Annotated in this window: 17 protein-coding genes, 1 tRNA gene and 1 pseudogene; 15 read left to right on the plus strand and 4 right to left on the minus strand. The window is 62.0% G+C overall.

The window, feature by feature from the left end; genetic code table 11:
• From AC6BYQ_RS14050 to AC6BYQ_RS14060, 3 genes and pseudogenes are all read left to right on the plus strand, one after another.
• A pseudogene (locus AC6BYQ_RS14050) lies at positions 1 to 216 on the plus strand (cyanate transporter); the annotation flags it as partial.
• A gap of 75 nt (positions 217 to 291) precedes the next feature.
• On the plus strand, positions 292 to 1,635 hold the full coding sequence (locus AC6BYQ_RS14055) for an esterase-like activity of phytase family protein (RefSeq protein ID WP_498057061.1): 1,344 nt from the start codon (positions 292 to 294) through the stop codon (positions 1,633 to 1,635).
• A gap of 97 nt (positions 1,636 to 1,732) precedes the next feature.
• Positions 1,733 to 1,827 (plus strand) — tRNA-Sec (locus tag AC6BYQ_RS14060).
• A 20-nt stretch (positions 1,828 to 1,847) separates the two neighbouring features.
• On the opposite strand, the gene AC6BYQ_RS14065 is transcribed toward AC6BYQ_RS14060, so the two are convergent.
• The gene (locus tag AC6BYQ_RS14065) at positions 1,848 to 2,750 is read right to left on the minus strand and encodes a LysR family transcriptional regulator (protein ID WP_019452606.1); all 903 of its coding nucleotides are present in this window, start codon (positions 2,748 to 2,750) and stop codon (positions 1,848 to 1,850) included.
• Positions 2,751 to 2,890: 140 nt separating this feature from the next.
• Here AC6BYQ_RS14065 and AC6BYQ_RS14070 point away from each other — a divergent pair, with 140 nt between their 5' ends.
• The 8 genes from AC6BYQ_RS14070 (at position 2,891) to AC6BYQ_RS14105 (ending at position 10,586) form a co-directional block, all read left to right on the plus strand.
• On the plus strand, positions 2,891 to 4,426 hold the full coding sequence (locus tag AC6BYQ_RS14070) for an MFS transporter (RefSeq protein WP_498057062.1): 1,536 nt from the start codon (positions 2,891 to 2,893) through the stop codon (positions 4,424 to 4,426).
• A gap of 41 nt (positions 4,427 to 4,467) precedes the next feature.
• A complete protein-coding gene (locus tag AC6BYQ_RS14075) occupies positions 4,468 to 5,508 on the plus strand; it encodes an HlyD family secretion protein (RefSeq protein ID WP_197833970.1) in 1,041 nt (346 codons plus the stop codon).
• Positions 5,508 to 6,953: an efflux transporter outer membrane subunit gene (locus AC6BYQ_RS14080; protein WP_498057063.1), complete on the plus strand. Its 1,446-nt coding sequence runs from the start codon at positions 5,508 to 5,510 to the stop codon at positions 6,951 to 6,953. The genes AC6BYQ_RS14075 and AC6BYQ_RS14080 overlap by 1 nt, the downstream gene beginning before the upstream one ends.
• Positions 6,934 to 7,707: a siderophore-interacting protein gene (locus AC6BYQ_RS14085; RefSeq protein WP_498057064.1), complete on the plus strand. Its 774-nt coding sequence runs from the start codon at positions 6,934 to 6,936 to the stop codon at positions 7,705 to 7,707. Before AC6BYQ_RS14080 ends, AC6BYQ_RS14085 begins: the two co-directional genes overlap by 20 nt.
• Positions 7,708 to 7,728: 21 nt before the next feature.
• The gene (locus tag AC6BYQ_RS14090; protein ID WP_019452601.1) at positions 7,729 to 8,172 is read left to right on the plus strand and encodes a universal stress protein; all 444 of its coding nucleotides are present in this window, start codon (positions 7,729 to 7,731) and stop codon (positions 8,170 to 8,172) included.
• A 71-nt stretch (positions 8,173 to 8,243) separates the two neighbouring features.
• On the plus strand, positions 8,244 to 8,756 hold the full coding sequence (locus tag AC6BYQ_RS14095) for an Mpo1 family 2-hydroxy fatty acid dioxygenase (protein ID WP_498057065.1): 513 nt from the start codon (positions 8,244 to 8,246) through the stop codon (positions 8,754 to 8,756).
• A 233-nt stretch (positions 8,757 to 8,989) separates the two neighbouring features.
• Positions 8,990 to 10,156: an MFS transporter gene (locus AC6BYQ_RS14100; protein WP_063918228.1), complete on the plus strand. Its 1,167-nt coding sequence runs from the start codon at positions 8,990 to 8,992 to the stop codon at positions 10,154 to 10,156.
• A gap of 193 nt (positions 10,157 to 10,349) precedes the next feature.
• Entirely contained in the window at positions 10,350 to 10,586 is a 237-nt protein-coding gene (locus AC6BYQ_RS14105; RefSeq protein ID WP_019452598.1) for a DUF4282 domain-containing protein, read from the plus strand.
• 56 nt (positions 10,587 to 10,642) lie between these two features.
• Here AC6BYQ_RS14105 and AC6BYQ_RS14110 read toward each other — a convergent pair whose 3' ends face one another.
• A complete protein-coding gene (locus tag AC6BYQ_RS14110; RefSeq protein WP_498057099.1) occupies positions 10,643 to 11,392 on the minus strand; it encodes an NAD-dependent epimerase/dehydratase family protein in 750 nt (249 codons plus the stop codon).
• A 93-nt stretch (positions 11,393 to 11,485) separates the two neighbouring features.
• Positions 11,486 to 12,349, minus strand: a complete 864-nt coding sequence (locus AC6BYQ_RS14115) for a LysR family transcriptional regulator (RefSeq protein WP_498057066.1) — start codon at positions 12,347 to 12,349, stop codon at positions 11,486 to 11,488.
• 114 nt (positions 12,350 to 12,463) lie between these two features.
• Here AC6BYQ_RS14115 and AC6BYQ_RS14120 point away from each other — a divergent pair, with 114 nt between their 5' ends.
• From AC6BYQ_RS14120 to AC6BYQ_RS14135, 4 genes are all read left to right on the plus strand, one after another.
• Positions 12,464 to 13,222, plus strand: a complete 759-nt coding sequence (locus AC6BYQ_RS14120) for an SDR family NAD(P)-dependent oxidoreductase (RefSeq protein WP_063918227.1) — start codon at positions 12,464 to 12,466, stop codon at positions 13,220 to 13,222.
• 258 nt (positions 13,223 to 13,480) lie between these two features.
• Positions 13,481 to 15,349, plus strand: a complete 1,869-nt coding sequence (gene bglF, locus AC6BYQ_RS14125) for a PTS beta-glucoside transporter subunit IIABC (RefSeq protein WP_154747388.1) — start codon at positions 13,481 to 13,483, stop codon at positions 15,347 to 15,349.
• A 14-nt stretch (positions 15,350 to 15,363) separates the two neighbouring features.
• Positions 15,364 to 16,767, plus strand: a complete 1,404-nt coding sequence (locus AC6BYQ_RS14130; protein WP_197668142.1) for a glycoside hydrolase family 1 protein — start codon at positions 15,364 to 15,366, stop codon at positions 16,765 to 16,767.
• Between the two features lie 147 nt (positions 16,768 to 16,914).
• Positions 16,915 to 18,285, plus strand: coding sequence for a carbohydrate porin (locus AC6BYQ_RS14135; protein ID WP_415640706.1), 1,371 nt, complete (start codon positions 16,915 to 16,917; stop codon positions 18,283 to 18,285).
• On the opposite strand, the gene AC6BYQ_RS14140 is transcribed toward AC6BYQ_RS14135, so the two are convergent.
• On the minus strand, positions 18,286 to 18,885 hold the full coding sequence (locus AC6BYQ_RS14140; protein WP_498057067.1) for an HD domain-containing protein: 600 nt from the start codon (positions 18,883 to 18,885) through the stop codon (positions 18,286 to 18,288).
• Between the last annotated feature and the right edge of the window lie 34 nt (positions 18,886 to 18,919).

Below are 18,919 nucleotides of genomic sequence, written 5' to 3' on the forward strand. Positions count from 1 at the left end.
CTGCACCAGCCGGCGGCGGCCGGGCGGCTGGTGGCCTTTATGCAGGGCGTCGGTTTTCTGCTGGCGGGCGTGACGCCCTACCTCTCCGGCCTGCTGCGCGATTACAGCGGCAGCTTCGTGCTGGACTGGCAGATCCATGCGCTGCTGGTGGTGGTGCTGATCGCCATCACCTGGCGCTTCCACCCGCACAGCTACCGGCGGGCGTTCGCCGAATAATATTTCTGTCATTGCCGCTCCCTATAGTGACGTTGCTTTTACTTCTGGGCGATAACAACGAAAAGGGACAATGACATGCACAACACCAAAACCCGGCTGGCGCTGCTGGTCGGCTGCATGGCGCTGAGCGCCAACCTGTGGGCCGAGGCGCAGCCGGTGCAGGCGACGCTGGCCGGGCATGCGCTGCTGCCGGTAAAATCCGCCGTTTCCACGCCGAAAGATGCACCGAGCGATCTGCAACAGAGCGGCAAATATACCAGCGGCAAACGCGTCACCGAGCTGGGCAGCGTGGCGGGCAAATCGGCCGACCGCCTGACCGGCATCGGCCTGCCGATCAACGGCCAACCGCTGCAGGGCCACTCCGGCATCAAACACATGCCCGACGGCACCTACTGGGTGCTGACCGACAACGGTTTCGGCAGCAAGGCCAACTCGCCGGACGCCATGCTGTACCTCAACCACTACAAGATCGATTTCAAAGACGGCACGGTCGCGCCGCTGAAGACGGTGTTCCTGCACGATCCGGATAAAAAGGTGCCGTTCCACATCATCAACGAGAGCACCGAACAGCGCTATCTGACCGGCAGCGATTTCGACCCGGAAAGCTTCCAGTTTGCCGACGATGCCTTGTGGATCGGCGAAGAATTCGGGCCTTACCTGATCAAGGCCGACCTGAACGGCAAAGTGCTGGCGGTGTTCGACACCCAGGTGGACGGCAAGGTGGTGAAATCGCCGGACAACCCGACGCTGACCCTGCCGGGCGCGCCGGACGGCAAGCAAAACTTCCAGGTGGCGCGCTCCAAGGGCTTTGAAGGCATGGCCGCCTCGCCGGACGGCAGCAAGCTGTACCCGCTGCTGGAAGGGGCGCTGTGGGACGGCGAGCAGTTCGAGAACGTCGGCGGCAAACGCTACCTGCGGGTGCTGGAGTTTGACGTCAAACGGCAGGCCTGGACCGGCCGCAGCTGGCAGTACGTGCTGGAAGACAACCAGAACGCCATCGGCGACTTCAACATGATCGACGCCACCCACGGGCTGGTGATCGAGCGCGATAACGGCGAAGGCACGCCTGACAAAGCCTGCGCCGCCGGTGCGCCAACCGACAACTGCTTCAGCCAGGTAGCCAAGTTCAAGCGGGTATATAAAATCGCCTTCTCGGACGCTAACGTCGGCAAACCGGTCGAAAAACTGGGCTATATCGACCTGATGAACATTCAGGATCCGAACAAGCTGGCGCGCAAGCCGCTGAACGGCGGCGTGCTGACCTTCCCGTTCTTCACCATCGAGAACGTGGACGTGGTGGACGCCAACCACATCATCGTCGGCAACGACAACAACTTCCCGTTCTCCTCCAGCCGCCAGCCCAATATGGCGGATGACAACGAGTTCATCCTGCTGGACGTGAAGGATTTCCTGAAGTAGCTCCCCCCGGCCGCCGAATCGCCGGCGGCCGCCATTTCCCGCTTAGCGCAGCGAACGAACTGCGCTATAATCAGCGCCTTGCTTCTCTCTTCTCCAAGGAAGATCCTCGTCCCCGGTGGGGCGGCCGGACTTCAAATCCGGTTGGGGCCGCCAGCGGTCCTGGGCAGGTTCGACTCCTGTGATCTTCCGCCACCTTATCGCCAATAACCCCCTTACTCCCTCTGCAAAAAGAACTGCTTGATGGTCTGCCGCAGCCAGCGGTGCGCCGGATCGCGATCGAGGCGCGGATGCCAGGCCTGCACGATAAACACCGACTCCAGCTCGAGCGGCAGCTCGATCTCCGCCAATGGCAGGTGGATGTTGCTCACCCCCTGCAGCACGTGGCGCGGCAGCGGTAGGATAAAGTCCGATTTCATGGTCAGCATCATCGCCGAATGGAAGCCCGGCAGGGTCAGAGCGACGTTGCGCTGCAGGCCGAGATCGCGCAGCGCATCGTCGATCGGCCCCTGCGTGCGCCCGCGGCGGGAGACGCTGATATGCGGGTAATGGGTCAGGGTTTCGGGCGTTACCCGACCAATGATTGGGTGCCCCGGCCGCACCAGCGCCTGAAAGGTGCTGGTGAACAGGCTCTGCGTCTTGATTTCCGGGTGCCAATCGCGTGAGGAACCGATCACCAGATCCACTTTGCCGCTGCGCAGCGCGTCATCCTCGCCGTCGCTTTCGGCGATGAATTTCAGTCCGCTCAGCGGCGCCGATTCCCGCAGCGTCTCCAGCAATCCGCCCGCCAGCGCGCCGATAAAGATGTCGTTGGCGCGAATGGTGAAGGTTCTGGTCAGCTTGCCGGGTTCGAACGCATCATTCGGTGCGATCAGCGCGGCGGCCTGCTCGATGATCTCGCCGAGCTGGCGTTTCAATTCCAGCGCGCGCGGCGTCGGCACCAGATGCTTGCCGGCCCTGACCATGATCGGGTCGTCGAACTGCCGGCGGATGCGCCCCAGAATGCGGCTCATCGCCGGTGCGCTCAGGTTCATCTTTTCGGCGGCGCCGCTCACGCTCCCTTCTTCCAGCAGCAGATTCAGCGCATAGATCAGATTGAAATCAATTTTTTGCGGCATGGCCTCTCCGGTCGTGGTGTGCGTAGTGGATTGCGTTTTGTGCAACTAGTTAATTACATGATTTCATTTTAAACAATCGAAATAAGTCCGGATACTGCCCACGACAACAAAGATTGAGGCTGAAACAGCAGGAGTGGGGAATGGTTGAGGTGTCTGTTACGCCGCACCACAAAAATCGATGGCTCGCCAGCGCCGGTGAAATCAACGGCCGCACCTGGCTGGGGCTGTTCGGCGTGTTTTTGGCGGTGATGGCCAGCGGCGTGGGGGAAAACGCCAGCAAGTTCGCGCTGGCGGACATACAGGGCGGCATGCTGCTGAGCTTCGATGCCGGCAGCTGGCTGACTACCTGTTACGTCACCGGTTTTGTGATCGGTTCCGGGTTCACGCCCTGTTTTTGGCCGACTTTTTCGCTGCGCCGGGTGGCGTTGACGATGTGCGGCATTTATCTGGCCGGCGGGCTGCTGACGCCCTGGTTGGGAGAACAGTATGGTGCGCTGTTGGCGGTGCGCAGCCTGCAGGGCTTCGCCGGCGGCGCGTTGCCGCCGATGCTGATGACAGTGGTGCTGCGTTTTATGCCGCCGCTGATCAAGGTGCTGGGGCTGGGCGCCTACGGCTGGGTCTCGGCCTGGAGCGCCACGCTGGGCGCTACCGCCGCCGCCTTCGCCTTTCACTGGGGCTGGAGCGGGTATTTCTACTGGAACCTGCCGCTGATGGCGATCGCCGCCTTGTGCATCGGCTACGGTCTGCCACAGGATCCGCTGCGGCTGGAGCGCCTGCGGCAGTTCAACTGGCGCGGCCTGCTGCTCGGCGGCATGGCGCTCGGCATGCTGACGGTGGGTATTTCACAGGGGGAGCGGCTCGACTGGCTGAATTCGCCGCTGATCTACGTTTTATTATTGGGCGGCGGCGGATTATTGGCGTTATTTCTGATTAACGAATGGTACCACCCGCTGCCCTTTTTTAATTTACAGCTATTAAGCAAAAGGAACTTGTCTTTCTCCTTAATTACGCTGGGTGGCGTGCTGTTAATTATGGTGTCGCTGGTTAATATCACGTCGGGATATTTAGCCGCGATTCAGGGTTATCGTCAGGAACAAACCTCCGACTTAATGCTGTGGGTCGCATTGCCGCAATTAATTACGCTGCCGATCGTCGCCATAATTTGCAATACGCCGCGGGTGGATTGCCGCTGGGTGCTGGCGATCAGCCTGCTGTTGATGGCCACCGCCTGCGTGCTGGCGGCTCAGCTGACGCCGGAATGGAACGGCGACACGTTTCGCGTCATCGCGCTGTTGCAGGCGGTCGCTCAACCGATGGCGATCATCCCGTTGCTGATGCAGGCGACCGGCGGGCTGTTGCCGACCGACGGGCCGTTTGCGGCGGCCTGGTTCAACGCTGTGAAAGGCTTCGCGGCCACCGCAGCCGGCGGCGCCATCGCGCTGCTCAGCCGCCAGCGCGGGGATTATCACGCCGGCACGATCGCCGACGGTTTCGGCTCGGCCTACAGCAGCGCATCGGGCGGTGCGGAACAGCTGGCGCAGCTCACCGCCCGGCAGAGCCACGTGCTGGCCAGCGCCGATCTTTATCTGTTGGTTGCCGGCCTGGCGTTATTACTGACCGCGCTGATTTTATTTATGCCGACCCGTATTTATCCGCCGCGATCGGTCGCCGCCTGACATTTCATCATCAGAAATACCTATTATATGGAGTCACTTTTATGGCTAATAAGAAAGTCGCCATTGCCGTATTGGCGGTCACCGCCATTACGCTGGGATTATTAATCAATAAATTCTTTATTAAAGATACACAGCAACACACCAACGATGCCTATATTCGCGCCGATATTTCGCGTATTTCTCCGCAGATCGCCGGTGAAATTGCACAGGTGTTGGTCAAGGACAACCAGTGGGTCAAGCAGGGGGAGTTGCTGGCGGTGATCGACCCGCGTGAGTTCAACGTTGCCCTGGCGCAGGCGACGGCGCAGGAACAATCGGCCCGTGCCCGGCAGGACGACGCCAGGGCTAACCTCACCCGGCAGAGCGCGCTGATCGCCGCCGCGCAGGCGGAGCGGCAGGCGGCGCAGGCGGAGCTGGCGTTTGCGCGCCAGGAGCAGAACCGCTACCAGCGAATGGCCAGCAGCGGTGCGGGCTCGCAGCAGGCGGCGCAGCAGGCGACGACGCGCGTGCACACGCTTTCCGCCAACGTGGCGCAGGCGGAGGCGACGCTCAAAGCGGCGAAAAATATGGAGCAGGTGCTGCAGGCCAAGCTGGCGGACAGCGATGCCGAACTGATGTTGGCGCAGGCGAAGAAAGCGATGGCCGAACTGAACCTGTCTTATACCCGCATCACCGCGCCGATCGGCGGCGTGGTCGGCAAGAAAAGCCTGCGGGTCGGGGAGTTCGTCAAACCGGGCGATGCGCTGCTGGCCATCGTGCCGCAGGACAAGCTGTACATCATCGCCAACTACCAGGAAACCCAGCTGGAAAACATTGCGCACGGGCAGTCGGTAGACATCCATATCGATACCTTTCCCGGCCAAACGCTGAAAGGGCAGGTGGACAGCATCGCGCCGGCTTCCGGCGTCAGTTTCTCGGCCGTGGCGCCGGAAAACGCCACCGGTAACTTCACCAAGATCGTCCAGCGCATCCCGGTGAAGATTGTGTTTGATATCAACAAGGAGCACGCCGCTTTGCTGAGCGCGCTGCGCGTCGGCATGTCTGCGGACGTCAGCATCAATACGCTGGACGGGGGGCTGTAATGAACAGAGCCGTGATACCGCTCTTGCTGATTGCGCTGAGCGGCTGCCGGGCGGTGGGGCCGGATTATGCTCAGCCACAGAACACATTGCCCGAGAGCTGGGGTCAGCAGGCCGGCGGCGGGGCATTGCCGGTGGCCTGGTGGTCGATATTCAACGATGTGCCGCTGTCGCAGCTGGTGCAGCGCGTGGCGGCCGGTAACCTGGATCTGCAGCTCGCCACGGCGCGCCTGCAGCAGAGCCGCGCCGTGCTGGGGGTGACGGAGGCGGCGCTGATGCCGGATCTGAGCCTGGACGGCGCCTATCAGCGCCAGCGCGCCACCTCGGTGGGCAGCATGGATCCGTCCGGCAACGGCGGAGAGGCGGATTACAACCTCTGGCGCGGCGGCTTCAGTGCCGCCTGGGAGCTGGACATGTGGGGCAAGCTGCGCCGCGCCTCGGAAAGCGCGCGCGCCGGCTTCGCCGCTTCGCAGGAGAATCGGCGCGCGCTGCTGACGTCGGTGGTGGCGGAGGTGGCGAGCGACTATCTGCGCCTGCGCGCCACGCAGCAGCAGCTGGCGGTGGCGCAGGAAAACCGTGCCACGGCGCTGCGCACGCTGCAGCTGACGCAAAGCCGTTATCAAAGCGGCGCGGGCAACGAACTGGATATCGATCAGGCGCAGGTGCAGTTGGCGCAGGTGGATGCCCTGCTGCCGACGTTGGCCGACCGGCAAGAAAGGCTGATTAACGCCATCGGCCTGTTGCTGGGTGAGCGGCCGGGCGCGCTGAAGGCGATGCTGTCGCCGCCGGGGCCGCTGCCGACGCTGGCGCGCGCGGTGCCGATGGGGGTGCCGTCGGATCTGGCGTTGCGCAGGCCGGATATTCGCGAAGCGGCGGAGCGTTTGCATCAGGCCACCGCCGAGATCGGCGTCGCCACCGCCGACTACTACCCGCGCATCACGCTGACCGGCAACGCGGGCTACCAGGCATTGGCCTTGTCGGATATGGGCAGCTGGTCCACGCATACCTTCGCCATCGGCCCCGTTTTGTATCTGCCGTTGTTCGACGGGGGAAAAATCACCCAGCGGGTACGCCTGAGTGAATATCGCCAGCAGGAAATGGCCATCGCCTACCAGCAAACGGTGCTGCGCGCCTGGCACGAGATCGACGACGCGCTTTCCGGCTATCGCGCCCAGCAGCGCCGCCAGACGCACCTGGCCGAAGCGCTGGCCGCCAACCGACACGCGTTTGCGCTGGCGCGCGACAGCTATCTGAACGGCGCCAGCGATTTTATCCACGTTCTGAGCACGCAGCGCGCGCTGCTGGATCTGCAGTCCGCGCAAATTGTTTCAGAGGAGGAGACGGCGATCGCCGTGGTGAATATCTATCGAGCGCTGGGCGGCGGCTGGGAACACACCTATCCGTCTGCGGCGCCACAGGAGAAGGCTGATGCACAACACGCTGAATAAGATGGTCGACGAGATGCTGGAAAGAGATACCCGCCGCAAACGGGAGGCGCGAGTGAGCGCGGTGCGGCAAGTTAGCGCGCGGATCAGGCGCATCACGTTGAGCGGCGACGATGTGGACAAGTTTATCGCCGATCCGCGCGCTCAGGAGCCGGCCAGCTGGGTCAAGGTGTTCTTTCCGTGGCGCGACACGCTGGCCGGGCGGGCTTACACCCTGAGCGGCATCGATAAACTCGCCCGCACCTTCGATATCGATATGGTGCTGCACGGCGAAGGCCCGGCGTCGAACTGGGCGCGTGACGCGATGCCGGGCGACAAGCTGGGGTTCGCCGGCCCTTGCTCCGGCGGCTTTCGGCTGCAGCCGCAAACCCGCTGGCTTTTGTTGCTGGGCGATGAGACCGCGTTGCCCGCTATGCGCACCATCCTCGCCTCGCTCTCCGATCCGTTGCCGGTGCTGTGGTTCGCCGAAGTGGGCGATGCGCAGGAGATCCAGGACGTCGATTGCTCCTTTTTGCAGGTGAACAGCTGGCAAATCCGCACCCGGCATTTCGACAGCGTGATGAACAGCCCGCTGGTGCAGGCCGTCAGCCACTGCGAACTGCCGGCCGGGGAAGGGCAGGTGTGGCTGGCCTGCGAACATCAGGTCGCCGCGTATCTGAAGGCGCGTTTTATCAACGAAATGGGCATCTCCCGCACCGCCTTGTTTGCCAAAGGTTATTGGAAAAAGGGCGAAGCCAATTTCAAGGGCGCGATTTAACTCGGTCGAATGAGGATGGTTATGATTGAGAGAGTGTTATTGGCGGTGGACTGCTTTGAACACAGCGGCAACGCCCTGGAGTTTATGGCGCGTCTGCAAGGCAGCATCGGCGGCGTGATCGTGCTGACGGTGGTGGACAATGCCTTCACGCTTAGCCGCAGCGGCCTGCGTTTCGACAGCGACGAGCGCGAAGAATATCCCGCCGCCCAGCGCGAAGAGGCGCTGGCGGAAAAGCAGGTCGGGCAGGTGACGCGGGCGTTGAAACAGATGGGCTTCAACGCCCAGGGCCTGCTGGCCGCCGGGGCACCCATCGAGGTGATCCCGGAGCAGATGGCGCTGTTCAACTGCGATCTGTTGATCATCTCGCACCGCCACCTGTCTTCGTTGGAGCGCTGGCTGAACGCCTCGGTCACGCGCGGCCTGCTGGATGAGATTGGTCAACCGGTATTGGTGATCCCGCGCTAAGCTATGGAGAAGGGCAGCCGCATGCGGCGGCGCGCGTTCGGCGACGAAGGCCACACATACCGGAGGTCAACATGCGAAGTCTGGAAGATCAACTTGCCGCTTATGCCGCCTATCATCGCGATGCGCGCAATATCGCCACACATTTTATCGGCATCCCGCTGATCGTCGTCAGCCTGTTGGCGCTGCTCTCTCGGCCGGCATGGGGGGCGGGATGGCTGCCGTTCTCGCCGGCCTGCGCGCTGGTTATCGTCTCGGCGCTCTATTACCTGCGGCTGAATCTGCGCCTTGGCGCCATGATGTTGGCGTTGCTGGTGCTGTGCCTCGGGTTCGGCGCCTGGGTGGCGTCGCTGTCGACGGCTGCGTGGCTGAGCGTCAGCCTCGGCGGTTTCGTGATCGGCTGGCTGTTTCAGTTCGTCGGGCATTTCTGGGAGGGGCGAAAACCGGCGTTTATGGACGACGTGGCGGGCCTTATCATCGGCCCGCTGTTCGTGCTGGCGGAAGCCTGCTTCCTGGCCGGCGGGCTGCCTGAGCTGGCGCGGAATATCGAAATGCGCGCGGGCAAGGTGCGCCGCGGGAGGGCCTGAGGTGGCGTTGATTCCACGCTCATGACAGACGTCTTCCGGCCCGATACTCGGGCCGCCATGCCTTATCCCCGTCCGGGTGACGGATGCCGATAGCCTTCCCTTCCCGCCGCACTTTTAACAAAATCGCAAAAGTCTTTTAGCCTTCCGCCGGCTTATCTTTGCTGTGACCAATGTCATACTTTCGGCATCTTAACTGTTCCCGCGCTTCGGCAGCGGTAAACCGGAGTTGTTGCATGAAAGTGAATTATCCCTTGTTAGCCCTGGCGGTGGGGGCGTTCGGTATCGGCACCACCGAGTTTTCCCCCATGGGGTTGCTGCCAACCATCGCCAAAGGGGTGGATGTTTCCATTCCGATGGCCGGCATGTTGATCAGCGCCTACGCCGTTGGCGTGATGGTCGGCGCACCCTTGATGACGCTGCTGCTGTCGCACCGGGCGCGCAGAAGCGCGCTGATCTTCCTGATGGCGATCTTTACCCTCGGTAACGTGCTGTCGGCCCTCGCGCCGGATTACACCACCCTGATGCTGTCGCGCATCATCACCAGCCTGAACCATGGCGCTTTCTTTGGCCTTGGGTCGGTGGTGGCCGCCAGCGTGGTGCCGAAGGAGAAACAGGCCAGCGCCGTGGCAACCATGTTTATGGGCCTGACCATCGCCAATATCGGCGGGGTGCCGGCCGCGACCTGGCTGGGTGAAACCATCGGCTGGCGCATGTCGTTCCTGGCTACCGCAGGGTTAGGCGTGGTCGCCATGCTGGGGCTGTGGTTCTCGTTGCCGCAAGGCAGCGCCGGGGCGCGGCCCGATGTAAAACGCGAGCTGTCGGTGCTGGTGCGGCCGCAGGTATTGACCGCGCTGCTGACCACCGTGCTGGGCGCGGGCGCGATGTTCACGCTCTATACCTATATCTCGCCGGTATTGCAGCACATCACTGAGGCGACGCCGTTGTTCGTGACGGTGATGCTGGTATTGATCGGCGTTGGTTTCTCCATCGGCAATTACCTCGGCGGCAAATTTGCTGACCGCTCCGAAAGCGCGACGCTGAAAGGCTTCCTGCTGTTGCTGGCGGCCATCATGCTGCTGATCCCGTTGCTGGCGCGCAGTGAAATCGGCGCGGCGGTCAGCATGGTGATTTGGGGGGCGGCGACCTTCGCCGTGGTGCCGCCGCTGCAGATGCGTGTGATGCGCGTCGCCAGCGAAGCACCGGGCCTGTCGTCTTCGGTCAATATCGGCGCTTTCAACCTGGGCAATGCGCTCGGTGCCGCCGCCGGCGGCGCGGTGGTCTCCGCCGGGCTGGGATACAGCTTCGTGCCGGTGATGGGGGCGATTATCGCCGGGCTGGCGCTGCTGTTGGTGCTGTTTACCAGCCGCCGAGCCGAAAAGGTGGCCTACGCCAACGGCTAAAAACGACGGCGTGCGGCGGGTTTTACCCGTCGCACGCCGTTAGCCGCATAAAACATAAACGCTTATCCACTCCCGCCCCCATTTATCTGTTCGGCATCTAGTCTTAGCCGCTATCATTACCCATGTATATGCATGGTGGCCGCTAGCACGGCACCTCTGGGATAATGAAAGACCTGCCTAAGGAAAGATCCACATGAGAAATATCTTCTTCTTCGATGCGATGCTGACGCCAAAAATCATCACCGCCGTTTACTGGCTGGCGCTGTTGGGCGTGTTGATCAGCGGTATTGGCATGATGTTTTACGGCGAGTTCTTCCGCGGCCTGTTCGGCATCATCGTCGGCGGCGTGTTCGTGCGCGTGGCGTTCGAGATGATCATCATTGCGTTTAAAAATAACGAATATCTGCGCAAAATCGCCGAAAAACCGTAATTTCCCGCCAGGCGCCGGGTTCTGCCCGGCGTTGTTCTCTCCCCCCTTGCCGCCTGCTACTCGAAACCGAGCAGGCTGAACGCATCGTCCTGCGGGTAGTAACCGAGCAAACGGCTGGTCTCTTCCAGCGATAAACGTTTGTAGCGGTTATTGGAAACCCCGTGCACCACCGCATATTGCACTTCTGCGACACGAATGCAGCGCTCCAGCAGATCGGCGGCATCGCGATGGCTGAGAAACGCGCTCATGTCGCGGGCGCTGAGGCGATCGCCCGGGCTCAGGGCCGTGAAGTTGGCGATGCGCACCGACAGGGCGGAAAGCCCCTCCTGGTGGGCGAAATAGGCGGCGATACCTTCGCCGAACGCCTTGCTGGCGCCGTACAGGTTTTTCGGTTTCGGCGCGTCATCCGGGCGGATTTGGTAATCGAGCGGATAACCTTCCACCGCCTGTGCGCTGCTGGCGAACACTACCCGGCGGCAGCCGGCATCTTTCGCCGCGCGGAAGATATTGAAGGTGCCGAGAATGTTGTTGTCCATCAACGAACTGCAAAAATCGGCGTCGAGAGCCGGATCGGCGGCCAGGTGCAATACGGTGTCGATGTTGGCGCAGGCTGCGCGGCAGGCGTCGAGATCGGCAATGTTGAAGCTGATGATCTCATCGCCTGGCAGCCGATCGCTCAGCAGGCTGATGTCGCGTTCCGCCAGGCGCAGCGCGTAGCGATCGCCCATGGCCTGACGAAACGCCGTGGCGACCCGGCCGCCGGCGCCGGTAATCAAAATCCGTCCTACATCAGTACGCAACACCATGATGATGGTCATCCCTACTCTCGATTAAGCGTTGACCAGTAATAATCCCCTGCGTGACTTTTGTCCAGTATTTATATTAGTTTTGCTGATGGTTTATGCCGGCAATGGGCACGTTTTACCGAGCGTCTCGACCAGGAAAGTCATCACTGCGCGCACGGCGGCAGTACGCGCCAAATCGGGATACGTCACCAGCCAAAGCTCGCGCGTTGGTGCGGCGCTCGCCGTGGGCAACGGCACCAGATCCGGATCGTTATCGGCGACAAACGTCGGCAAAACGGCGGCGCCCAACCCTGAGCGTGCCGCTTGTTGCAGTGAAAACAGATCGCTGGCCTGAAAGATCACCGGCCGCCCCTGTAACAGCTGCTGCAACCATTGCTGATGCGGCTGCTGTCGGTAGTGAGGGTCATAGGCGAGAAAGCGGCGCGCCGCGTCGGGCAGTGCGGCATGCTCCGGCGCGGCGTACAGCGCGTAACGCATCATGCCGATGCGCTGTGCCAGCAGCTCCGGCTGCTGTGGGCGCACCATGCGCACGGCGATGTCCGCTTCGCCGCGATCCAACTCTGCGAGCGCGGATTCACCCGCCAGCGTCACGACGATTTGTGGGAAAGCCTGATTAAATTCGGCAATGCGCGGAGCGAGAATATGCGCGGCGATCGACGGCGGCGCGCTGATGCGCACGCTGGCCTGTGGCGTTGCGCCGGCGCTGCGCGCATGGCGGATAATGGCCTGGCTCTGCGCGTCGATCCCGGCCGCCAGTCCGGCGATGGCCAGCCCGTCCTGGGTCAGCGGGGTGCTGCGCGGGTGACGTACGATCAAACGCAGGCCGAGCGCTTGTTCCAGCGCCGCTACGCGCCGCCCGACGGTGGCGTGATCGCAGCCCAATTCCCGCGCCGCCGCCGACAGCGAACCGGTGCGCGCCAATGCCACGAAGTGTTTTAAATCCTGCCAGTCAAACATCGGTGAATTCCTGCACATTAACGATGCGGTTTTCAGGAATATTCACACGAATAACGGCGTGATTCAATGTGCGAACACATCCTTTTAAATTGAATTATTCAATTAGGGTTTCTTATGAATTTGCAATTGCAACAACGCACGGCATTGGTCACGGGAGCCAGCGAAGGGATCGGTGCCGGCATGGTCAGGGTGCTGGCCGCTCAAGGGGTCACGGTAGTGGCCACCGCACGACGCGGCGATCGGCTGCAGGCCTTGGCGGATGAGGTGGAACGGCAAGGCGCTGTGCGCCCGTGGGTCGCCGTTGCAGACGTTACCGACCCCGAAGCGTTAACCCAACTGGCGGCGCAGGCGCTGCGTCAGCTGGGGACCGTCGATATTCTGATCAACGCGGTCGGCGCATTTCACCCCACGGCGCTGGACGAAAGCGATCGCGGTTGGGAAGAGGCTTTCGCTTTGAACTTCACGCCGGCCCGGCGGTTGACTCAGGCGCTGTTGCCAGCCATGCAGGCGCAGGGCTGGGGGCGGGTGATCAACATCAGCGGCTCGATGGAACCGCGCAGCCTGAGCGCCGCCAGCGCCGCCAAGGGCGCGCTGCATCTGTGGGCCAAGGGGCTGGCCGGCGACGTGGCTGCGCAGGGGATTACCGTCAATACGTTACAGCCGGGGCGCATCAACAGCGAACAGATCCGCGAGCGCTTATACGCATCCGATGAAGCGCGCCAGGCGTTCATTGCGCAACATATCCCGATAGGCTACTTCGGCGAGCCGGAAGATATGGCCTATCTGGCGGCGTTTCTTTGTTCCCCGCTCGCGCGATATATCACCGGCGCAGTGATCCCGGTAGATGGCGGCATGCATTATTTCGCGCATTGAGGCCGTTTTGCCCCCGCGATCACAGTTCGAGAATTTGCCGCCGCAAAGCCTTGCCCCGGCAAAATCCGCGGTGGTAACGTCATAACTCAACCGATTTAGGGTTGTTACTGCTGCGGCAGGCAAAACCTAAACCTCGCGTTTTTGTCCCTCGATGGGGCAAGGCCGCGAGGTTTAGGTTTTTTTTTGCGCCGCATTTCGGCCCTGCGCCAGGCCAGCGCAGGGCGGGCTCGGCAGAACGTGAAGTCTAAGGATAACCGTATGAAATATGACACATTAGCCAGTGAGATTTTGGCCGGCGTCGGTGGCCGCGACAATGTGAAAAGTCTGGTGCACTGCGCCACTCGCCTGCGTTTCAAGCTGCGTGACGACAGCCATGCCAATGCCGAGGCGCTGAAGAAAAACCCCGGCGTTATCATGGTGGTGGAGAGCGGCGGCCAGTTCCAGGTGGTGGTGGGTAACCACGTCGCGGAGGTGTTCGATGCGGTCAACCGGGTTGGTGGGCTGGCTGAAGGCGCGCCGAATGGCGACGAGGCGGACGGCAAGAAGGATAACCTGCTCAGCCGCTTTATCGATCTGGTCTCCGGCATTTTCACCCCGTTGCTCGGGGTGATGGCCGCTTCGGGGATCCTGAAAGGGTTCCTGGCGCTGAGCCTGGCCTGCGGTTGGCTGCTGGAAAGCGGCGGCACCTTCAAAATGCTGTTCGCCGCCAGCGACGCGCTGTTCTACTTCTTCCCGATCATGCTCGGCTATACCGCCGGGAAAAAATTCGGCGGCAACCCGTTCGTCACCATGGCGATCGGCGGCGCGCTGACGCACCCGCTGATGATGGCGGCCTTCGAGGCGGCGCAGCAGCCGGGCGCGGTGCGCGAATACTTCTTCGGCATTCCGTTGACCTTCATCAACTACAGCTCGTCGGTGATTCCGATCATCTTTGCGGCCTGGGTGTCCTGCCGCCTGGAGCCGCTGTTCAACCGGGTGATCCACAGCGCGCTGCGCAATTTCATCACGCCGCTGCTGTGTCTGGCGATCACCGTGCCGCTGACCTTCCTGTTGATCGGCCCGGCGGCGACCTGGCTCAGCCATCTGCTGGCCAACGGTTATCAGAGCATTTACGCCTTCAACCCGATCATTGCCGGCGCCTTTATGGGCGCGATGTGGCAGGTGTGCGTGATCTTCGGCCTGCATTGGGGGCTGGTGCCGTTGATGATCAACAACCTGAGCGTGCTGGGGCGTGACACCATGGTGCCGCTGCTGCTGCCGGCGGTGATGGGGCAGGTCGGCGCCACGCTGGGCGTGATGCTGCGCACCCGTGACGCCAAGCTGCGGGCGCTGTCCGCGTCGGCGATCGGCGCCGGCATTTTCGGCATCACCGAGCCAGCGGTGTACGGCGTCACCTTGCCGAACAAGCGCCCGTTCATCTTCGGTTGCATCGGCGGCGCGCTGGGCGGCGCGGTGATCGGCTACTTCCATACTTCGGTTTACTCGTTTGGCCTGGTGAGCGTGTTCACCTTCGCGCAGATCATCCCCGGCGGCGGCATCGACGCCACGGTGTGGGGCGCGATCGGCGGCACCCTGCTGTCGTTCGTGTTCGCCGCGCTGGCCAGCTATCTGTTCGGCGTCGCGCCGGCGGAAGAGGCCGTCGCGCAGCCTGAAGCCGCTTCACCGCTCAACCGCAAACAGGCGATCCTCAGCCCGATCGCCGGCGATATCGTGCCGCTGGAGCAGGTGAACGACGCCACCTTCGCCAGCGGTTTGCTGGGGAAAGGCGTGGCGATTGCGCCGCAGCAGGGGCGCGTAGTGGCACCGGTGAGCGGCAGCGTGGCGTCGCTGTTCAAAACCAAACACGCCATCGGTATCGAATCGGACGACGGCGCGGAGATTCTCATCCACGTCGGCATCGATACCGTGAAGCTCGACGGGGCGCATTTCACTGCCCACGTGCGGGAAGGCGAACGGATCGCCCCGGGCGATCTGCTGATCGAGTTCGACCAGGCGGCGATCCATGCCGCCGGCTATGACACCACCACGCCGATCATCATCAGCAATAGCGATGACTACGTGGACGTGTTGACCAGCGGCCTGTCTCCGGTGCAGGAACAGGCGCCGCTGCTGACTTTATTACGTTAATTGAGGAGCAAGCGATGAACGGCAAGTTTCCGCAACATTTTCTGTGGGGCGGCGCGGTAGCGGCGAACCAGGTAGAAGGCGCATATCAGGCCGACGGCAAGGGGCTGTCGACCTCCGATCTGCAGCCGCAGGGCATTTTCGGCGCCATCACGCCGCGCATGCCGGGCGACAGCGGCATCAAGGACGTGGCGATCGATTTCTATCATCGCTATCCGGAAGACATCGCGCTGTTCGCCGAAATGGGTTTCAAGTGCCTGCGCACCTCGATCGCCTGGACGCGCATTTTCCCGCAGGGCGATGAAGAGACCCCTAACGAGGCCGGGCTGGCGTTTTACGATCGGCTGTTCGACGAGATGGCGAAGTATGGCATCCAGCCGCTGATCACGCTGTCGCACTATGAGATGCCTTACGGCCTGGTGAAGAATTACGGCGGTTGGGGCGATCGCCGGACCATCGCTTTCTTCGAGCGCTATGCGCGCACCGTATTCGAACGCTATAAGCACAAGGTCAAACACTGGCTGACCTTCAATGAGATCAACATGTCGCTGCACGCGCCCTTCACCGGCGTCGGCTTGCCGCCGGAGAGCGACCGGAGCGCCATCTATCAGGCGATCCACCATCAGCTGGTGGCCAGCGCCAAAGCGGTGAAGGCCTGTCACGAGATCGTGCCGGAGGGCAAAATCGGCAACATGCTGTTGGGCGGCATCCTGTATCCGCTGAGCTGCAGGCCGGAAGATCTGCTGGAAACCCAGCGCCAAAACCGCGACTGGCTGTTCTTCGGAGACGTGCAGGCGCGCGGCTATTACCCGGCCTATATGCAGCGATTCTTCCGCGAAAACGGCATCCAGGTGGAGATCACCAACGAAGACCGGCAAACGCTGCGTGAAACCATCGATTTCATCTCGTTCAGCTACTACATGAGCGGCTGCGTAACCGCCGATCCGGAGCAGTACGAAACGGCGCGCGGCAACATTCTCGACATGGTGCCGAACCCGCACCTGGCCAGCTCGGAGTGGGGGTGGCAAATCGATCCGATCGGGCTGCGCTACCTGCTCAACGTGTTGTACGACCGCTATCAGAAGCCGTTGTTTATCGTTGAGAACGGGCTGGGCGCCAAAGACCGCGTCGAGGCCGACGGCAGCATCAACGACGATTACCGCATCAACTACCTGAATGATCATCTGGTGCAGGTGGCCGAGGCGATCGATGACGGCGTCGAGGTGATGGGCTATACCAGCTGGGGGCCGATCGATCTGGTCAGCGCCTCGAAGGCCGAAATGTCGAAGCGTTACGGCTTCATTCACGTCGACAGAGACGATGCCGGCAACGGTAGCCTCGAGCGTCGCCGCAAGAAGAGTTTCTACTGGTATCGCGATGTGATCCACAGCAACGGCGCCAGCCTGAAAGACCGACGCTAGCCCTTCAGCCCGGCGGCAAACGCCGGGCATTAACCTTTATTCGCTGCTGTTCATGATGGGAAATTCTCTCCCAGGGAATGCTGTTGCCCGCAGTCAGCCGTTATGCGGAGAAATATAATAATGATGAAAAGCTTATTACCTCGTTCTATGACTCTGGCGGCGCTGGCGCTGTGGTGCAGCCAGGCGCAGGCGGAAACGCTGCAGACCGGCAAGGACGTCGAAGCCCCCACCGCCAAATGGGAAGGGGTGGCGCTCGGTTTTGAACCGCCGCAGCCTGGGCTATTGGGGGATATGCTGGGGATCAGGCCGATCCTGGAGGATCACGGTTTCCACTATAATCTCGGTTACCTCAGCCAGCTGTCGTATAACGCCGGCGGCGGTTACAACCACGATAAGCAGGCGTCGTACATCGACCAATTTTCGCTGACCTTCAGCCAGGATCTGCAGGCGCTGACCGGCATTCCGGACGCGGCGATCGAAGGCAATATCGTCAACCGCAACCATGACAACAGCCTGACCCGCGATCGGCTGCAGGATCCGCGCGTCGGCCTGACCGATCTGTCGCAGGAGAGCTTTGGCGGGCAGTCGATTACCCGCCTGGGCTGGTTGACCTTCAGCCGTTCCTTCCTCGACAGCCGGCTGCAGTGGCGCATTGGCATGATGAACAAGGTGCAGGATTTCGATCAGATCATCCCCTGCGATTTCCAAACGCTGACGCTGTGCGGCGGCAAGTCCGCCAACTCGTTGACCTGGTACAACTGGAACGTGCATTACTGGGGCACCACGCTGCAGTACAAACTGACTGACGGCCTGACGCTCAAGGGCGGCGTGATGGAACAGAACCCGAGCGCCCCCAGCCGCAGCCACGCCTGGAGTTGGTCCACCAAGGGCAGCAAAGGCTTTCTGTTGCCGATGGAGCTGGAGCTGAAAACCCACGCCGTCAACCAGCTGCCGGGGGTGTATAACCTGGGCGTGCTGTTCACCAACGCGCGCCAGAGCGATCTCTATGAAGGGGTATCCGGCGGGCCGGGCGCCAGCGATCCGCAGGGCTATCGCAGCCACGATCGCACCTGGTTCCTGTACACCGGTTTCAACCAGCAGGTGACGCGCCATGCGGATGACGCCAACCGCGGTCTGAGCGTGTTTTACAGCCTGGGGCTGGGGGATCAGCGCAGCAACTACCTGCACTGGTCCACCTCGACCGGCATCCGTTACCGCGGGCTGTTCGATGCGCGGCCGGACGACTGGCTGGGGCTGGGTGTCTCGGTAGTGAAGCTGAGCGATCGCTATAAAGACAATCAGCGCTATCTCAACCAACTCAACGGCGTCAGTGATTATCACGATCCGAACTACCGGCCGGTACCGGGCCATTCGGTGACGGCGGAGCTCTATTATCGGGTGAACGTCACGCCGTGGCTGCAGCTGCAGCCGGGCCTGCAGTATTGGCATCACCCGGCGGGCGTCAGCGAGACGCAGGACGCTTGGGTGACGGCGTTGAAAACGGTAGTGACCTTCTGATCAGGCCGCGTCGCTCTCGCGGTAGCGCCGGCGGGCATGCTCGAACCAGCTGGCCGGCACGTTGTGCGGCGGCTGCTGCAGTCTGAGCAGCCCCTGTTCGACGATATGGCTGGCTTGGCGCCACAGCGTCGGGTCGCCTTCGGTCAGTACCTCCAGCAGGCGCTGCTTCTCGATCAGGTAGGTCTGGGCGAAGTGGCTGTCGTAGTCCAGCAGCGAGCGGGTGTTGTCGATCAGATCCGCCAGCTTGATGGTTTTGGCCTGTGGCGATGCGCTTGCGCTGTGGCGCCGATCGCGGTTTTTGCGCTCGAAGCGGTTGCCGTCCTCGGCGTGGCTGACGTTGGTCAACATCCGCACCAGCTCCGCTACCTGCGGCCCAAAGTGGCTTTCGATATCGCCGAGGGTGGTGGGCGTGTCTTCCACCGTGTCATGCAGCCAGGCGGCCGCCAGCATCTCTTCGGTATGCGGCACGCTACGCACCAGTTCCATGACCGCCTGCGGGTGGACGATATAAGGTGCGCCAGTATATTTGCGGCGCTGATCGATGGCCGCATGCGCTTTGGTGGCGTAGCGGCGCGCGCGTTCTGCAAGCGTGTTCGTCATTTCCTTTCCCTCCGGGCTTCCTCTGCATGAAAAA

This window comes from Serratia sp. LTN-2 (assembly GCF_059740205.1).

Bases quoted from the DNA above. Each gene is read 5' to 3' on its own strand.
- AC6BYQ_RS14130 (WP_197668142.1), top strand. From the start codon at position 15,364: ATGAACGGCAAGTTTCCGCAACATTTTCTGTGGGGCGGCGCGGTAGCG.
- AC6BYQ_RS14110 (WP_498057099.1), bottom strand. From the start codon at position 11,392: ATGGTGTTGCGTACTGATGTAGGACGGATTTTGATTACCGGCGCCGGC.
- bglF (WP_154747388.1), top strand. From the start codon at position 13,481: ATGAAATATGACACATTAGCCAGTGAGATTTTGGCCGGCGTCGGTGGC.
- AC6BYQ_RS14100 (WP_063918228.1), top strand. From the start codon at position 8,990: ATGAAAGTGAATTATCCCTTGTTAGCCCTGGCGGTGGGGGCGTTCGGT.
- AC6BYQ_RS14070 (WP_498057062.1), top strand. From the start codon at position 2,891: ATGGTTGAGGTGTCTGTTACGCCGCACCACAAAAATCGATGGCTCGCC.
- AC6BYQ_RS14085 (WP_498057064.1), top strand. From the start codon at position 6,934: ATGCACAACACGCTGAATAAGATGGTCGACGAGATGCTGGAAAGAGAT.
- AC6BYQ_RS14075 (WP_197833970.1), top strand. From the start codon at position 4,468: ATGGCTAATAAGAAAGTCGCCATTGCCGTATTGGCGGTCACCGCCATT.
- AC6BYQ_RS14095 (WP_498057065.1), top strand. From the start codon at position 8,244: ATGCGAAGTCTGGAAGATCAACTTGCCGCTTATGCCGCCTATCATCGC.
- AC6BYQ_RS14080 (WP_498057063.1), top strand. From the start codon at position 5,508: ATGAACAGAGCCGTGATACCGCTCTTGCTGATTGCGCTGAGCGGCTGC.
- AC6BYQ_RS14115 (WP_498057066.1), bottom strand. From the start codon at position 12,349: ATGTTTGACTGGCAGGATTTAAAACACTTCGTGGCATTGGCGCGCACC.
- AC6BYQ_RS14135 (WP_415640706.1), top strand. From the start codon at position 16,915: ATGACTCTGGCGGCGCTGGCGCTGTGGTGCAGCCAGGCGCAGGCGGAA.
- AC6BYQ_RS14065 (WP_019452606.1), bottom strand. From the start codon at position 2,750: ATGCCGCAAAAAATTGATTTCAATCTGATCTATGCGCTGAATCTGCTG.
- AC6BYQ_RS14055 (WP_498057061.1), top strand. From the start codon at position 292: ATGCACAACACCAAAACCCGGCTGGCGCTGCTGGTCGGCTGCATGGCG.
- AC6BYQ_RS14120 (WP_063918227.1), top strand. From the start codon at position 12,464: ATGAATTTGCAATTGCAACAACGCACGGCATTGGTCACGGGAGCCAGC.
- AC6BYQ_RS14105 (WP_019452598.1), top strand. From the start codon at position 10,350: ATGAGAAATATCTTCTTCTTCGATGCGATGCTGACGCCAAAAATCATC.
- AC6BYQ_RS14090 (WP_019452601.1), top strand. From the start codon at position 7,729: ATGATTGAGAGAGTGTTATTGGCGGTGGACTGCTTTGAACACAGCGGC.
- AC6BYQ_RS14140 (WP_498057067.1), bottom strand. From the start codon at position 18,885: ATGACGAACACGCTTGCAGAACGCGCGCGCCGCTACGCCACCAAAGCG.